Genomic DNA, 14,283 nt, shown 5'->3' with positions numbered 1-14,283 from the left:
ATCCTGTGGGGAAGGATAGATTTATTTATTAAAATCAGGAACTGGAGCCAATGAAAATTAGTAGTCCATTACTTTTGGGATATTTAACCGGTGCTATCTTCTGTGTTATGGGTTCTATTAATTTCAAAATATTTGCCGAAAATTTAGGTAATAAATTCGGTAAATATGCAGTAGAAAGCAGTGAGGTATTGCCTCAAATTTATGGCAATTCGCGACGGAATTGGGGAGCTACTTCTACTGGCAAAGTCGATTTAGTTGAGAAATCCGATCGGATTAAGATGAATAATTCCTCAACAGATTTTTTTATAGATACGGAAACCAATAAAGATCGAGCAGATAATTATAGTTTAAATCAGGTGGCTTATTATCTGGCTTTTATGTCTGTATTAGTTTCTTTATTGATGAGAACTAATATGGCGAGTATGTTATTAAAGGCGATCGCTCAAATTAATTTAAACGGGAAAAAGATTAATAGTGACTCCCCCCAAAATATCAATGTCGAAGGGAAAAATAACGAGCAGAATATAGGGCATACTATTGCGAAAATGACTCAAGATTTGCAACAAACTGCCGAATATGCTCTGGATATTTTTGAGGATATTAGTGTATCCATCGTTGCCACTACGCCCACCGGGAATATTTTATCGTTAAATTATGCTACGTGCCAACTCTTAGGATACTCGAAAAAAGAGTTAATCGGGAAACCAATAGCCACTATTTTTAAGAAAACAGAATTACCGCTGGCTGGGCGAGAAACTGAAAATTTAACAGCGGGAGATTCAGTCCGCAATGTCGAGAAAGTTTATTTGTCGAAACATGGCAGAAAGATAATTGTACTCCTATCTATTTCCACTATTCACGATGGAAAAGGTGAGGTAAGTGGCAAATTATATGTAGCCCAAGATATTACGGAAAACAAGCGGGTAGAAAGAGATTTGCGTCGCAGTGAAAAAAAGTTTCGACAACTGGTAGAAACTGTCAATGCTGCTGCATTTATCTATCAAGGCAGACAATTGCGCTATGTCAATTCTCAAACGGAAGCTATTACGGGATATAGTCGCGAAGAATTGTTATCAATGGATTTGTATGATTTAATTCATCCTGAGTTTCGTTCCGTAGTTAAAAAGTGGGGAAAAGTTAGCGAACACCGCAAAAAAGGTAATTTAAAACATGAAATTTTACTGATTGCAAAAAGCGGAGAGGAACGCTGGATAGAAGCAACATTGGATCTGATTAAGTTTGAGCGAAAAGGTTCTATATTAGTAACTGCTTTTGATATTAGCGATCGCAAATTATCAGATTTAGAACTAGAAAGGTCTCTTTCCTTACTGCAAGCCACCATTGAATCCACTGCTGATGGCATTCTTGCCGTTGACAGCCAAGGAAAAATTCTCACTTTTAATAGCAAGTTTGCCCAAATGTGGCAAGTGCCGGATTTCCTGCTCGATTCCCGCTCTAATAATCAAATTTTAGGGTTCGGAATTAATCAATTAAAGTATCCAGAAACTTTTCTCAAACGCTCTCAAGAATTGTCCGAGTTACCGGAGTTAGAAAGTTACGATATCATCGAATTTAAAGATGGTAGAATTTTTGAGCGCTACTCTATACCACAGCGCACGGGAGGAAAAATTACTGGCAGAGTCTTCAGTTTTCGTGATGTCACGGAACGGCTGCGCAGTGAAGAAGCACTGCGTAAAAGTGAAGAACGGTTTAACCTGTTGACGCGGGCGACAAATGATGCTGTTTGGGACTTAGATTTAGTGAAGGAAGAGTTATGGTGGAGCGAAGAATTTGATAAATTATTTGGATACAATATTTATAATAATCAAACTATCAATTTAGGATTTTGGTCAGATAAGATTCATCCCGAAGAACGGGAAAAAGTGATAAATAATTTCAATAATACCCTAGCAGGGGATGCTCAATATTGGTTAGAAGAATACAGCTTTCGCTGTGCGGATGGCAGATATGTTTTTGTGCTAGACCGGGGCTATATTATCCGTAATGAAAGTGGCAAAGCGGTGCGGGCAATCGGCACTATGATGGATATCACTGAGCGCAAACAAGCTGAAGAAATTATTCGCTATCAAGCTGTTTACGATCAACTCACTGGTTTGCCTAACCGTATACTTTTTAACCAGCGACTTTCCGCGGCCTTAAAACAGCTTAAAAACAGCAAAAAAATATTAGCTGTGATGTTTTTAGACTTAGACAGGTTCAAGAAGATTAATGATACCCTAGGTCACGCAGCGGGCGATCGACTGTTGGAAATTTTTGCCGCCCGCATCAACGACACTTTGCGAGGAACGGATACGGTGGCCCGCTGGGGTGGGGACGAATTTACAGTGCTACTACCAGACATCAATTCGCCGGAAGATGTAGTCAAAACTGCTCAAAGAATACAAGAGAGTTTAAAGCCAGTATTTAAACTAGAAGAACAGTCACTGCACATCACTAGCAGCATCGGGATTGCCCTCTATCCCGATGATGGAGAGGATGCGGAAACTTTAGTGAAAAATGCAGATGCTGCTTTGTACCGGGCGAAAGAAAGGGGAAGAAATAACTATCAGTTTTATAACTCAACAATTAATCCCCAAGGCAGTCAGTTGCTGATTTTAGAAAGTAAGCTGCATGATGCTCCTGAACAAGGAGAATTTGAGCTTTACTATCAGCCAAGAGTGAATATTACTACTTGGAAGATACAGGGCATGGAAGCGTTGCTGCGCTGGTATCATCCAGAATTAGGTTTGATTTATCCCAATACATTTATTCCGCTGGCGGAAGAGAATGGACTAATTGTATCGATTGGGGAATGGGTTCTGGAAACTGCTTGCAAACAAAACAAAGCTTGGCAGGATGCTTTACAGCCAGATTTACGGATAGCAGTTAATTTTTCGGCGAGGCAATTCCAGCAATTCAATTTATTAAAAATGGTGTCGGATTGCTTGGAAAAAACTGGTCTAGAAGCGAAGTATTTAGAGTTGGAAATTACCGAAAGTACGGCGATGAAAGATATGGAGTATACGAAAAAAGTGCTGACGCAGTTGCAGAATATGGGAGTGCAGATTGCGCTGGATGATTTCGGAACGGGTTATTGTTCTTTAACTTATCTCAAAAATTTCCCCCTAAATATATTGAAAATAGATAGGTCATTTGTCAGCGGGCTGACCAATGACCTGTCGGAAAGGGCGATCGCCAATGCTGTAGCCACTCTGGGGCGAGACTTGAATTTGAATGTGGTGGCAGAAGGGGTGGAAACTAAACAGCAGTTGGAATGTTTGCGATCGCTCCATTGTCAAGAAATTCAAGGCTACTACTTTAGCCCTCCCCTATCAGCCAATGATGCTACTAAAATTTTGATCGATTCTCTGTTGAAAAAGGCAAAAATTGCTTAATTGGTCAAAAGGGGGATGGGGCAAGGGACACAAGTGCCCCGCGGCGTAGTCGAAGGGTAGTGGAAGCATCGGGAATGGGGCATAGTTTTTGCCTTCTTGCCTCTTCCTTCTTCCTTCTTCCCTCTTCTTGGGACTCAAAAACTTAAAATAGTGTGCAGAATAGCGGACTTGTGCCAAAAGACAGAGGAAAATATCGCTACCCGACAATAGAAAATTTGTCTATGCAGCCGATTCGTACATTTAACGTTTCCCCTTCCCTACCCACAATTCTCGAACCCCTACGCAAGCTTGCCTACAACTTGCACTGGGACTGGAACGTAGAAACCAAAGACTTATTCCGCCGCCTAGATAGAGACCTCTGGGACTCCAGCAACCAAAACCCAGTGCTGATGCTAGGAACCATTTCTCAAGAGCGACTGCAAGAAATGGCAGAAGACAAGGGCTTCATTGCCCAAATGAACCGAGCAGCCCAGCAGTTAGAAGATTATCTCAAAAATCGCGCCTGGTACCGCAAACAGCGGGGCACAGACTTGCAAGAATGCTACGCTTACTTTTCCATGGAATTTGGCTTGGTCAAAGCCCTGCCCATTTATTCCGGCGGTTTGGGCGTCCTCGCTGGGGACCACCTGAAATCTGCGAGCGATTTGGGATTGCCCCTTGTCGGCGTGGGCTTGCTTTACCAAGAAGGCTATTTCTCCCAGTATCTCAATGCCGACGGTTGGCAACAAGAACGTTATCCGCTTAACGATTTTTACAATATGCCGCTCCATCTGGAACGGAATCCCGACGGTTCAGAATTGCGGATTGAGGTAGACTATCCGGGCCGCAAGGTTTACGCGCGGATTTGGCGGGTGCAAGTGGGTACGGTGCCTCTGTACCTGATGGATACGAATATTGAACCGAACAGTCGCTACGATCAAGATATTACCGACCAACTTTACGGCGGTGATAAAACCCTGCGGATGCACCAAGAAATCATGCTGGGCATTGGTGGTGTGAAAATGCTTAAGGCTTTGGGGCTGACTGTCACTGCTTACCACATGAATGAAGGCCACGCGGCTTTCATGGCTTTGGAACGGATACGCATACTTATGGAGGAACATCACCTGAGTTTCACAGAAGCCGAACAGGTGGTGATATCTAGTAGTATGTTTACGACTCACACGCCAGTCCCTGCGGGGTTTGACTTGTTCGAGCCGAGTATGGTAATGCACTATCTCGGTCAATATCCCAAGATTTTTGGGTTGTCCCAAGAGGATTTTCTGGCCCTGGGCCGGGAAAATACGGGGGATGCTTCGGCACCTCTGAATATGGCAATTCTCGCTATCAAAATGTCGAGTTTTGTCAATGGGGTGGCGGCTTTGCACGGTGTCGTTTCTCGCCCGATGTTTGGCGGGCTCTGGCCGGGTTTGCCACAGGAAGAAGTGCCGATTACTTCGATTACCAACGGGGTTCACGCTCGCAGTTGTGTGGCTAAGTCTACTCAGGAGTTGTACGATCGCTATCTTGGCCCGGATTGGGAAATGACTCGTAAGGACGATCGCCTGTGGGATAAGATGGCTTCGATTCCTGATGAGGAATTGTGGCGGAATCACGAACGCTGTCGATCGGAGTTGGTGGTGTTCGCGCGGGAGTGGCTACAAAAGACTTTGCGGGAACGGGGCGCTGCTCCAGGCGAGCTCGAACACGCACGGGAGGCTCTGAATCCGAAGGTGTTGACGATCGGGTTTGCTCGTCGTTTTGCTACTTACAAACGAGCTACGCTATTCTTGCGCGATGTCGATCGCATTATGCGGATTATGCGAGATCAAAACCGCCCGGTGCAATTTGTGATTGCTGGGAAGGCTCACCCGATGGATATTCCGGGTAAGGAATTGATTCGGGATATTGTTCACTTCATCCGCGAACACGACACCATGAGTTCGATGGTGTTTTTGCCGAATTACGACATTAATGTCGCTCGGATGATGGTGTCGGGCTGCGATGTCTGGCTGAATACGCCGCGTCGCCCTCGTGAGGCTTCTGGTACTTCCGGGATGAAGGCTTCGATGAATGGTTTGCCGAATCTGAGTATTCTTGATGGCTGGTGGGATGAGGCTGATTATGTTCGGACCGGTTGGCCGATCGGACATGGGGAGTTTTACGAAGATACTAAGTATCAGGATGATGTCGAGGCGAATGCTTTGTACGACTTGATGGAAAAAGAAGTTGTACCGCTGTTTTATAACCGCGATTCTGATGGCATTCCCCGTGGTTGGACGGCGAAGATGAAGGATTCTATTCGCTTGAATTGTCCTTTCTTCAATACGGCTCGGATGGTGAAGGATTACGCACGGCGGGCTTATTTCCCTGTGAGCGATCGATTCTACACGATGACTAAGGATAACTGTGCCCCGGCCAAGGAGTTGTCTTCCTGGAAGCAAAATTTGCTGCAAAAGTGGCATGACATTAAGATTGAGGCTGTTGATATTTCCCAAGATCAGGAAGTTAAGGTCAATCAGTCGATCGATGTCAAAGCTCGGATTAATCTGATGGGTTTGAGTGCGGCGGATGTGCAAGTCGAACTTTATCAAGGTTCGGTGGATGCTAACGGAGAAATTGTTGGTGGTGTGCCGATGGTGATGGAGTATTTAGGACAAGATGGTCACAATGCTAGTCTTTATAAGGCGGACATTACCTATACTTCTAGTGGCTTGCAAGGTTTGTCCCTCCGGGTTTTGCCGAAGCACGAAAATCTCAGCAGCCCCTATGAACCTGGTGTGATTCTCTGGGCACATTAGAAGAAGTCATTAGTCAGTGGTCATTAGTCATTAGTCGGGAGTCGGGAGAATAAAGGAAGATTTTCGTAATTCTCCCACTCTCCCATTCTCCCTCTCTTCCATTCTCCCTCTCTCCCCCTCTCCCACTCTCCCACTCTCCCTCTCCCTGTCTCCTTATCCAAGTTGGGGAATGACGATGTAGCCGGTGGTGCGATCGCCCAAGACCAAATTCCGCTCTATTCCCCAGTACCACCAGTGAGCGCCTATATAAGCGCACAGCAAGGCATCTAGCTGGTCTTCTAAAGCTTTGAGGGTGGCAATACTGGTGGGAATTTCTAAAGAAATTAAACCGCCCAGACTCACAGGCATCTTGCCTGTGGTAGAAGGCAGATTTAGAGAGGGTTCAAGGCTCGGTAAAATATCTATCATATACTGGCAGAGTTTCATCAATTCTAGTTGACGTTCTGCCAGTTTTCCTTTTTTGTATTTGATGATTCTGTCTAATTTAAATAAGTTTATTGTGGCTGGATGAGGATAAACTTCTATTTGATATCTGCCTAATTTTTGACATTCAATAGTTGGTGCGTGAGCAAATCCTCTGGCTTCTAAACTGAGACCTAATTCTCTAGTTTTTTGGGCAAAGGGGCGGGAAAGGTTGGCTGGATAACAGCCTGCGTGATAGCGCCCGAAGTGTTTGTGGGTGAGTTTATCTGCCTCTCGCATCCCAGTGGCATTGGCGATGATTGTGGGGGCATCTACGGCGATGATTGCTGGTTCTGTTGGGGAGATTTGGGTTTCGATCCAGGTGAGAATTTCGTTGAGGGATTGTTGGCGATCGCACTTGATTAATTCCAATCGATTTTTTTCCCAATTTAAACAGCATAAACCACTTGCTCCCGAACTCCAACCTAAGTCTATGCCGATAAATTTCATAAGTTTTTTAGGAGGCTTGAATACAAGCGTTGAGTTTTAGGTTAGTTTGAGGGAGATATTACTCCCCGTCCACTTCCTGATTCCTGCTTCCCTGTGCTTCCAGAGTTATTTGACAGCACAAATCAACCCAAAACGAATCAATCCGCTTTGATAGCCACGACTCATCAACGAGAGCGCCAGAGCAGCTTGAATCGTCGTCCAACCGCTAGTCAACAAACCCCAAATCGCACTAGGAGTCAAAGCAGAATCGATCACTATATCCCAAAAAGGAGCCACAGCTTTTGACCAGTCAGCAGTGCGAATATTTCTAAAAGGCAAACTGCGGGTAATTTCTTCATATTCCGGCAAAGAAATTACATAAGGTAAAGCATAAACCCGGTAAATTTCTGCCAATTCCCTTCTTTCTGCATCTGTTAATTCTCCGGCAGTTTCTCCCACGGGACGATGACACCATGTTGCCAAAATCAAAGTTCCCCCCGGCTTGAGGACGCGGTAACATTCCTGCAAAAATTTAATTTTATCTGGCATATGTTCGCCACTTTCTAGGGACCACACCAAATCGAAGGAGTTGTCAGGAAAAGGCGTATTCAAAGCATCGGCCACCAAAAAATTGACATTGTTTTCGAGCCCAGCCATTTTGGCCCGTTCCTTGGCTCTGTTTGCTTGTACTGGACTCAGAGTAATGCCAGTAGCTGTAATCTTAGTTTCTGTTTTACTTTGTCCAGGCGATCGACTAAGATTGCGATCGACCTCATCGTCTAACCTGAAATTATTTGCAGCTATAGAATTAAACTTTTCGGTCAAATACAGCGTACTGCCACCGATGCCGCAGCCGACATCTAGAATGCTGTAAGGTTCAGAGAGTTGGGTCTCTGATGGTGCTGCTGCCCAGTCAAGCAGTTCTTCAATCAAATCTATCTGAGCTTGTCGGCGTTCTTTCTTTAAGTTTCCTTCCGGGCCGTAGTAACCGTGGTGCATATGTTCGCCCCACACCTGTTCCCACAGACCGCTAGAAGCGTCATAAAATTGCTGAATTTGCTGGTAAAGTGTTGATGTCATCGCACGATCGCAAGTTATTAAAGAAATTCTACCGTTCTTTTGCCATTCTTGTCATCTTTTGCGATTTAAGTTCCAGGGGTAGATCTGATTCGATAGCTGGAACTCAAGGCCGAATGTTTGAAATTTCAACCCACGTTCAATCTCAAATCTAAAATCTCAAATCGAATGACTGTCTCGCGAACTATTTGCTTGGGTTTTATAGCCGTCATTACCCTAGGTGCTCTCTTATTATTGATGCCTTTTTCCACAAGTGACGGAACTTGGAGCGACCCCATCACCGCACTCTTTACTTCTACTTCTGCTGTCTGCGTCACGGGCTTGTCAGTGGTAGATGTCGGGAAATATTACTCTTTTTGGGGGCAACTCTGCCTGGTTTTTTTAGTGCAAATAGGTGGTTTAGGCTATATGACAGCCACTACTTTCTTACTGCTCTTACTCGGTCGCCGATTTGGATTGAAAGACAAAATTGCTATCCAACAATCCCTTGACAAATCTGGTCTAGATGGTGTAGTGCAACTCGTGCAGTCAATTTTAGCAACAACGCTGTTGTTTGAACTAACAGGTGTGTTTTTGCTGATGTTGGTTTTTGTACCGCAATTTGGATTTAAGGATGGTCTGTGGTCGGCTATTTTCCACAGCGTTAATGCCTTTAATAATGCGGGTTTTAGCCTCTATTCAGACAATTTAATCGGCTATAGTGGTTCGCCTCTAATCAATCTTACCATTGGTGGTTTGATTATTTTTGGAGGCATTGGCTATCAGGTAATTATGGAAATGTTCCTGTGGGTGCGCGCTTGGTTCAATAAAAGTCCGATTTGCACAGTTTTTTCCCTAAATTTTAAAGTCGTTACCAGCACAACTGCTGTACTTATATTTTTAGGAACTGTCGCATTTTTCGTCATGGAATACCATAATCCTCAAACTCTCGGTCCCCTCAGTTTGGGTCAAAAAGTTATGGCTGCTTGGTTTCAATCTGTGACCCCTCGCACGGCGGGATTTAATACAATTGACATTGGCAAAATGAGCGAAACAGCACTATTTTTGACCATCGCCCTGATGTTTGTTGGCGCTAGTCCTGGCAGCACCGGTGGCGGTATCAAAACTACAACTTTTAGGATCTTGTTTAGCTGTACCGCAGCAGTTCTGGAAGGGAAGGAGCAGGTGGAGTGTTATCAGCGCCAAATTCCCATAGCACTGATTCTCAAGACTATTAGCGTGGTGTTTGGCTCCCTGATGGTGGTGATAGTATCTGCCACTTTAGTGGGGCTGGTTAATCCCGAACTAGAATTTATTCAGGTGTTATTTGAGGCAGTGTCAGCTTTTGCGACGGTGGGACTTTCTACGGGGATTACTGCGAAGATTTCGGCGATCGGCAAGTTGATCCTGATTGCTACTATGTACATAGGTAGGGTTGGCGTGTTGCTGCTGATGAGTGCGGCCGTTGGCGATCCGAAACCCACCACTTTTAAATATCCCGAAGAAAGTTTGTTAGTGGGATAGTAGCATCTTGCCTTGTTGCCGATGTCTAAACAATGGGCAAGTGCTCAAAGTAACTTTCAACACATACCAAGAATTCAACGTTTAGGTTTTACTTTGTTACCGGGCGGGCAGATTCTATTAAATTTTGAAAATTAGGAGACTTAGTTTTGAATATGAACGTAAACCTGTCATCTTTAAACTTTTTTCGGAGTTTGCGCGCTGAAAACAAGCAGTTTGCAGTTATTGGTTTGGGACGCTTCGGCAATGCTGTGTGTTCGACTTTGCACAGTTTAGGCTATGAAGTCTTGGGGGTTGATACCGATGAAAAAAAAGTGACTCAAGCTTTGAGCGATCGCATTGCTGCTCATATTGTACAGTTAGATTCTACCGAGCCTACGGCTCTTAGGGAAGCAGGTCTATTTGAATTTGATACAGTGATTGTGGCGATCGGCAATTACTTAGCAGCAAGTATTACCACAACCTTAAATTTGAAGGAAGGCGGGGTAACTCATGTCATAGCTAAAGCTTCTTCGGAAACTCACTTAAAAATTCTCAAAAAAGTCGGGGCAGATCATGTGGTTTTTCCCGAACGAGAAATGGGCTACTCTTTGGCACGTACTCTTACAAAACCAAGTATTTTAGAGCGCTTCGACCTCGATCCCGATCACAGTATAGTTGAGTTGCTCGTTCCTGAAAAATTTGATGGCAAAACCATCACGGAGTTGGAACTCCGTCGCAAATACGGTTTGAATTTGCTAGCTGTGGGGCGAAATGACAAGTTTGAAATTAATCCGCAGCCCAATGAACGTTTGAAACGGGGTGAGGCGATGGTGGTAATTGGTTCTAATAAAGATATCAATCGCTTGCCAATTTAACAGCTCGCCCTGGGGACAATCTAGAGTTAACGTACTTCTAACTGAGGCTGGCTATCTGTTCACAGCGCTCGCTGGTTGTCCAGCTTGGTTCGGTGATTAGTGGATAGCCACTTTGTTTCACTGCCGACTCTGAAAATTCAAGATATTTTGCACGTAAGCTTTGCCCCAAACTAGGACGACTAAGAACATACCGAGTTCGATCTGCCAAGGACACACCGCCACAAACCAGATTAGACAGCCCATACCAATGATTGCCGCTATAGGAGCGGGAATGCCGTCGAGGGTTCTTCTGTCAGTCCCTGTAGTAATCACCGCAGCCACTAAAAACAGAGTTAAGGGAATCAAGCAAGTTACGAGCATAATTTTTTACCCATCAAAAGTTTTGTATGCGATCGACATCACCATATTTTGACACTTCAGTGGCGTGAATGCACGCGACTTGTACGCAAAGCTGTGTAACCTTACACAAAACTCTCATAAATCCATTGTTTAACAATATCTTGTTGTTAAAGATTATATGCTCAGCGATGGAGTGCAAACTTGGTGCTTTTAATATTGCCCCTGAATTAACTAAAAAACATTGGCCAAAAGGCCAAATTTTAGATCGATCGCGCGATCGGGGTCCTTACAAGCTATACTGAGCCTTGCCGTCATTTACTGTAGAGCGTGAATCCGTGCGCTAGGCAATTTTGTGGGCCAAGCAGAAGCAAATATAGGAAGCTCCAGGCGCGGGGTTCCTCGATCGATCGCTCAAACATGAGGTACGATCGCCTCTGTCTCCTGACTCCTGCTATCGGTCGAATAGTAGACAGTAGCGGACAACTACTACTAAACCTGTATAGATAGCCAGTCTCAGTTGATTAAATAACTAATCTACCCGTGGTCATAACACCCTAAAATATTTTCGCGTTTTAGGTTCTGTCGCCCAATTTTAAAAATCTCGATCGTGTCCCCCCTCAATACGTGACCAATGGGTTTATGTGTATCTCGATTTAAGACAACAAAAACACGGGATCGACTACGTAATTTAACTGATAACTCAACTACTTTAAATTCTCTACGCAAGTTCCAAACCACCAATATTCTTGGCTGACAATTGATTGTAGACTCCAGTGGGCTTTAAATTGCGCCCATAACACGGTGTTTATTCGTAAGTATGAGGTAGGTGAGGACTTGGATGGGCCATCAAAAAACAAGTCGGCGAAAAACGAAGCAAAAATGAGTTGAGAATTGGGCGCTCGCTAACCAGAGTTAGTAGAATTTGTAAAGACTAGGTAAAGTCTTGATGAAGAATCTGTCAAAAGCGATCGGAAGTAGCAACAAATGCCAAAAACTATCTCATAATAAGATTATTACGAACATCGTCACTAAACAAAAGAGCAAAAAGTTATGAACACCAAACTCCTGTCAGCTTTAACTGCCACCGCTGCGGCCACCGCTTTATTGGGTGCATCCGCTCCCGCCCAAGCCTTCTCCTTTGGCACCAACGGCATCACCTTCGGACAAAATCAAGATGTCCAATTTAATTTCAAAGAATCTCACGGGGCTTTCACTTCCTCTTTGGGTATCTACGAAGTGAAGGGATTCTCACTCTCTAAAGTTGCCGACTTGTTTTCGGAAACTAAATCCTCAGACGACGGCAGCGTTAACGAATGGAAAGGAACACTGGGCAATACAGTCCTGGGTTCTGGTTCCTCAGTCTTCACCTTCCTAGCCAATAAAGTTTACACCTTGGGACTCTCCAGCGATAACGGCATGGTCTACTCCACATCGGGTCTGAACCTGAACGTCGCCTATACCGGCAGCCAGCAAGCCGTATTTGGTCCCTCATCCCTGTGGAACTCACTCAGCAAAGAAACAACCTCTGCATTCCAAGCCGCTGGGTCCTACACAGATGGAATAGGTGCTCTGTTTAACGGAGGCACACTAATCTCCTTCGACGATCGCGGTGGCGGCAACGACACAGACTTCCAAGACTTCACCGTGAGTGCCGAAGCAGTCCCCGAACCAATGACAATGACTGGTTTAGCTCTCGGTTTCGGTGGCTTGATTGCCGCCCGTCGCCGTCGCGCCAGCAAAACTGTTTCCTAGTATTTACCAGTTACCTGATAAATAAAATCGGAAAAATTTAATAAGCTTTGCAGGCGTGCTGATGGGACATCAGCTCGCCTTTTGCTATGGGAAAGCAAGACAAGGGAAATTACTCCTCCTCAGCAGCCTCGCCACCGACAACAACATTGCGAATCCGCAAACTAGGGCCACCGCAGCCCACGGGTAAACCGCTTTGTCCACCCTTTCCACAGCCGCCGGATTCATCCCAATAAAAATCGTCGCCGATCGCCTCAATGTCAGCTAAAGTGCTGAAAACATTACCAGAAAGAGTGACATCCCGTACTGGTTCGGCCAATTTGCCATGGCGAATCATCCAAGCTTCCCCAGCACCAAAGGTAAACATTTCACCGTTAGTCATGCCACCTTGCCAATTCCGTGCATACACACCTTCTGTGATGCCGGAAAATAAATCAGCTACCGGTGTCGTACCCCGTTCGATCCAAGTATTAGTCATGCGGACGATCGGCGGATAATGATAATCCAAACAGCGAGCGTTCCCAGTCGGTACTTCTCCCAATTTGCCAGCAGTTTCGCGGGAGTGCAGCCTTCCGACTAAAGCACCATCCTTAATTAACTGAGTAGTAGTAGCCGGAGTGCCTTCATCGTCGTAGAAATAACTACCCCGGTGTCCCCCAGGTGCAGCGCCGTCAAAAATTTGCAACTCTTTTGGGCCGAATTGGCGGCCGAGGGTCATTACCTCCATGATGTCGGGATTTTCGTAGGCCATGTCAGCTTCCGAGAGGTGGCCGAAGGCTTCGTGGACGAATAATCCGGTCAGAATTGGGTCAATAACCACCGTGTAGGTGTTGCCACAGACGGGGGGTAAGGCTAGGGAATCTACGGCTCTCTGGGCGGCGCTGCGAACTTGAACATCGAGATCGATTAAGTCTTCGTAAGCTTTGCGGGAACCGGTGGTTTCGCGGCCGGTTTGTACGGTTTCCCCGCTGCGGGCTGTGGCGGCAAAACGCATTTCCATATCTGCCCAACCTTGTTCGAGCATTGTGCCTTCGGAGGTGGCGAGGATGATGCGTTGGGTGCTGTCGCCGTAGCGGACGGAGATGGTGGCGATGCGTGGGTCAATGCTGCGCAGAATTGCCGCGTAGCGATCGCACAATTGCTTTTTTTCGATCAGGGGAACCAGACGGGGGTCTGTTCCAGTCAGCGGTAGGAAGCAAATATCCTGTACTGGGGTGACAGGTGCCAGAATTGTTTCTGACTCGCCGATTAGTTTGGCGGAGGCGATGGCTTCTTCTATTCTGTCGGCGAGGGTGGAAAGTCGGTTAAAACTAGCAAAGCCCCAGCCGCCTTTGTGACAAGCTCGAACTTGGCCGCCAATAGAAATTCCTTCACTCAGGGTTTCAATTTTTTCACCCCGCAGCAGGATGTCGGTACCTTCGGCTTCTTCTAGACGAATTGCTAGATAATCTACCTGGTTGCGGTAGCGTGCCATTAAGTCGGACAGCAGATTTTTTGAGTCAGCAATCGAGGTGGGCATGAGGAAAGCAGGTGATTAACTGCATCTATTTTGCACTTTTGCCAGGGCGATCGGTTTAATTGAGCCAAAATATCAGCCCTAGCGCGGAGATTGCGGCTTACTTGGTACGGTTGTGCCAATACCGGGAATTGAGAAAGGTAGATATGCTGTGACTCAGGAGGGAAAGGCAAAAATTT

The 14,283-nt window shown here is 45.5% G+C and carries 9 protein-coding genes; 5 read left to right on the top strand and 4 right to left on the bottom strand.

Annotation, left to right across the window (positions count from 1 at the left end):
* Nucleotides 1-50 precede the first annotated feature (50 nt).
* On the top strand, nucleotides 51-3,395 hold the full coding sequence (locus AAFP14_RS03405) for an EAL domain-containing protein (RefSeq protein WP_341730898.1): 3,345 nt from the start codon (nucleotides 51-53) through the stop codon (nucleotides 3,393-3,395).
* Between the two features lie 221 nt (nucleotides 3,396-3,616).
* Nucleotides 3,617-6,175 carry an alpha-glucan family phosphorylase gene (gene glgP, locus AAFP14_RS03400; protein ID WP_341731081.1) on the top strand — a complete coding sequence of 853 codons (2,559 nt, stop codon included), beginning with the start codon at nucleotides 3,617-3,619 and terminating at the stop codon, nucleotides 6,173-6,175.
* A gap of 153 nt (nucleotides 6,176-6,328) precedes the next feature.
* On the opposite strand, the gene AAFP14_RS03395 is transcribed toward glgP, so the two are convergent.
* Together AAFP14_RS03395 and AAFP14_RS03390 are read right to left on the bottom strand one after the other, a co-directional pair.
* Nucleotides 6,329-7,087: a DUF429 domain-containing protein gene (locus AAFP14_RS03395; protein ID WP_341730897.1), complete on the bottom strand. Its 759-nt coding sequence runs from the start codon at nucleotides 7,085-7,087 to the stop codon at nucleotides 6,329-6,331.
* A 105-nt stretch (nucleotides 7,088-7,192) separates the two neighbouring features.
* Nucleotides 7,193-8,146: a methyltransferase domain-containing protein gene (locus AAFP14_RS03390; RefSeq protein WP_341730896.1), complete on the bottom strand. Its 954-nt coding sequence runs from the start codon at nucleotides 8,144-8,146 to the stop codon at nucleotides 7,193-7,195.
* 165 nt (nucleotides 8,147-8,311) lie between these two features.
* On the opposite strand from AAFP14_RS03390, the gene AAFP14_RS03385 reads away from it, so the two are divergent.
* Both AAFP14_RS03385 and AAFP14_RS03380 read left to right on the top strand, forming a co-directional pair.
* Nucleotides 8,312-9,646, top strand: coding sequence for a TrkH family potassium uptake protein (locus AAFP14_RS03385; protein WP_341730895.1), 1,335 nt, complete (start codon nucleotides 8,312-8,314; stop codon nucleotides 9,644-9,646).
* Between the two features lie 152 nt (nucleotides 9,647-9,798).
* Entirely contained in the window at nucleotides 9,799-10,500 is a 702-nt protein-coding gene (locus AAFP14_RS03380) for a potassium channel family protein (protein ID WP_341730894.1), read from the top strand.
* Between the two features lie 117 nt (nucleotides 10,501-10,617).
* Here the strand turns inward: AAFP14_RS03380 and AAFP14_RS03375 are convergent, their stop codons facing one another.
* Nucleotides 10,618-10,860: a hypothetical protein gene (locus AAFP14_RS03375; RefSeq protein ID WP_341730893.1), complete on the bottom strand. Its 243-nt coding sequence runs from the start codon at nucleotides 10,858-10,860 to the stop codon at nucleotides 10,618-10,620.
* A gap of 1,029 nt (nucleotides 10,861-11,889) precedes the next feature.
* On the opposite strand from AAFP14_RS03375, the gene AAFP14_RS03370 reads away from it, so the two are divergent.
* Nucleotides 11,890-12,591 (top strand): PEP-CTERM sorting domain-containing protein, encoded by a 702-nt coding sequence (locus tag AAFP14_RS03370; RefSeq protein WP_341730892.1) that lies wholly within the window; start codon nucleotides 11,890-11,892, stop codon nucleotides 12,589-12,591.
* 109 nt (nucleotides 12,592-12,700) lie between these two features.
* On the opposite strand, the gene AAFP14_RS03365 is transcribed toward AAFP14_RS03370, so the two are convergent.
* Complete coding sequence (locus AAFP14_RS03365) at nucleotides 12,701-14,107, bottom strand: TldD/PmbA family protein (protein WP_341730891.1); 1,407 nt, start codon at nucleotides 14,105-14,107, stop codon at nucleotides 12,701-12,703.
* Nucleotides 14,108-14,283 lie beyond the last annotated feature (176 nt).

Source organism: Microcoleus sp. EPA2 (assembly GCA_020882975.1).
In the GTDB taxonomy this organism is placed as follows: domain Bacteria; phylum Cyanobacteriota; class Cyanobacteriia; order Cyanobacteriales; family Microcoleaceae; genus Microcoleus.
This window is presented reverse-complemented; position numbering and strand designations above follow the sequence as displayed.

Bases quoted from the DNA above. Each gene is read 5' to 3' on its own strand.
- AAFP14_RS03405 (WP_341730898.1), top strand. From the start codon at position 51: ATGAAAATTAGTAGTCCATTACTTTTGGGATATTTAACCGGTGCTATC.
- glgP (WP_341731081.1), top strand. From the start codon at position 3,617: ATGCAGCCGATTCGTACATTTAACGTTTCCCCTTCCCTACCCACAATT.
- AAFP14_RS03395 (WP_341730897.1), bottom strand. From the start codon at position 7,087: ATGAAATTTATCGGCATAGACTTAGGTTGGAGTTCGGGAGCAAGTGGT.
- AAFP14_RS03390 (WP_341730896.1), bottom strand. From the start codon at position 8,146: ATGACATCAACACTTTACCAGCAAATTCAGCAATTTTATGACGCTTCT.
- AAFP14_RS03385 (WP_341730895.1), top strand. From the start codon at position 8,312: ATGACTGTCTCGCGAACTATTTGCTTGGGTTTTATAGCCGTCATTACC.
- AAFP14_RS03380 (WP_341730894.1), top strand. From the start codon at position 9,799: ATGAACGTAAACCTGTCATCTTTAAACTTTTTTCGGAGTTTGCGCGCT.
- AAFP14_RS03375 (WP_341730893.1), bottom strand. From the start codon at position 10,860: ATGCTCGTAACTTGCTTGATTCCCTTAACTCTGTTTTTAGTGGCTGCG.
- AAFP14_RS03370 (WP_341730892.1), top strand. From the start codon at position 11,890: ATGAACACCAAACTCCTGTCAGCTTTAACTGCCACCGCTGCGGCCACC.
- AAFP14_RS03365 (WP_341730891.1), bottom strand. From the start codon at position 14,107: ATGCCCACCTCGATTGCTGACTCAAAAAATCTGCTGTCCGACTTAATG.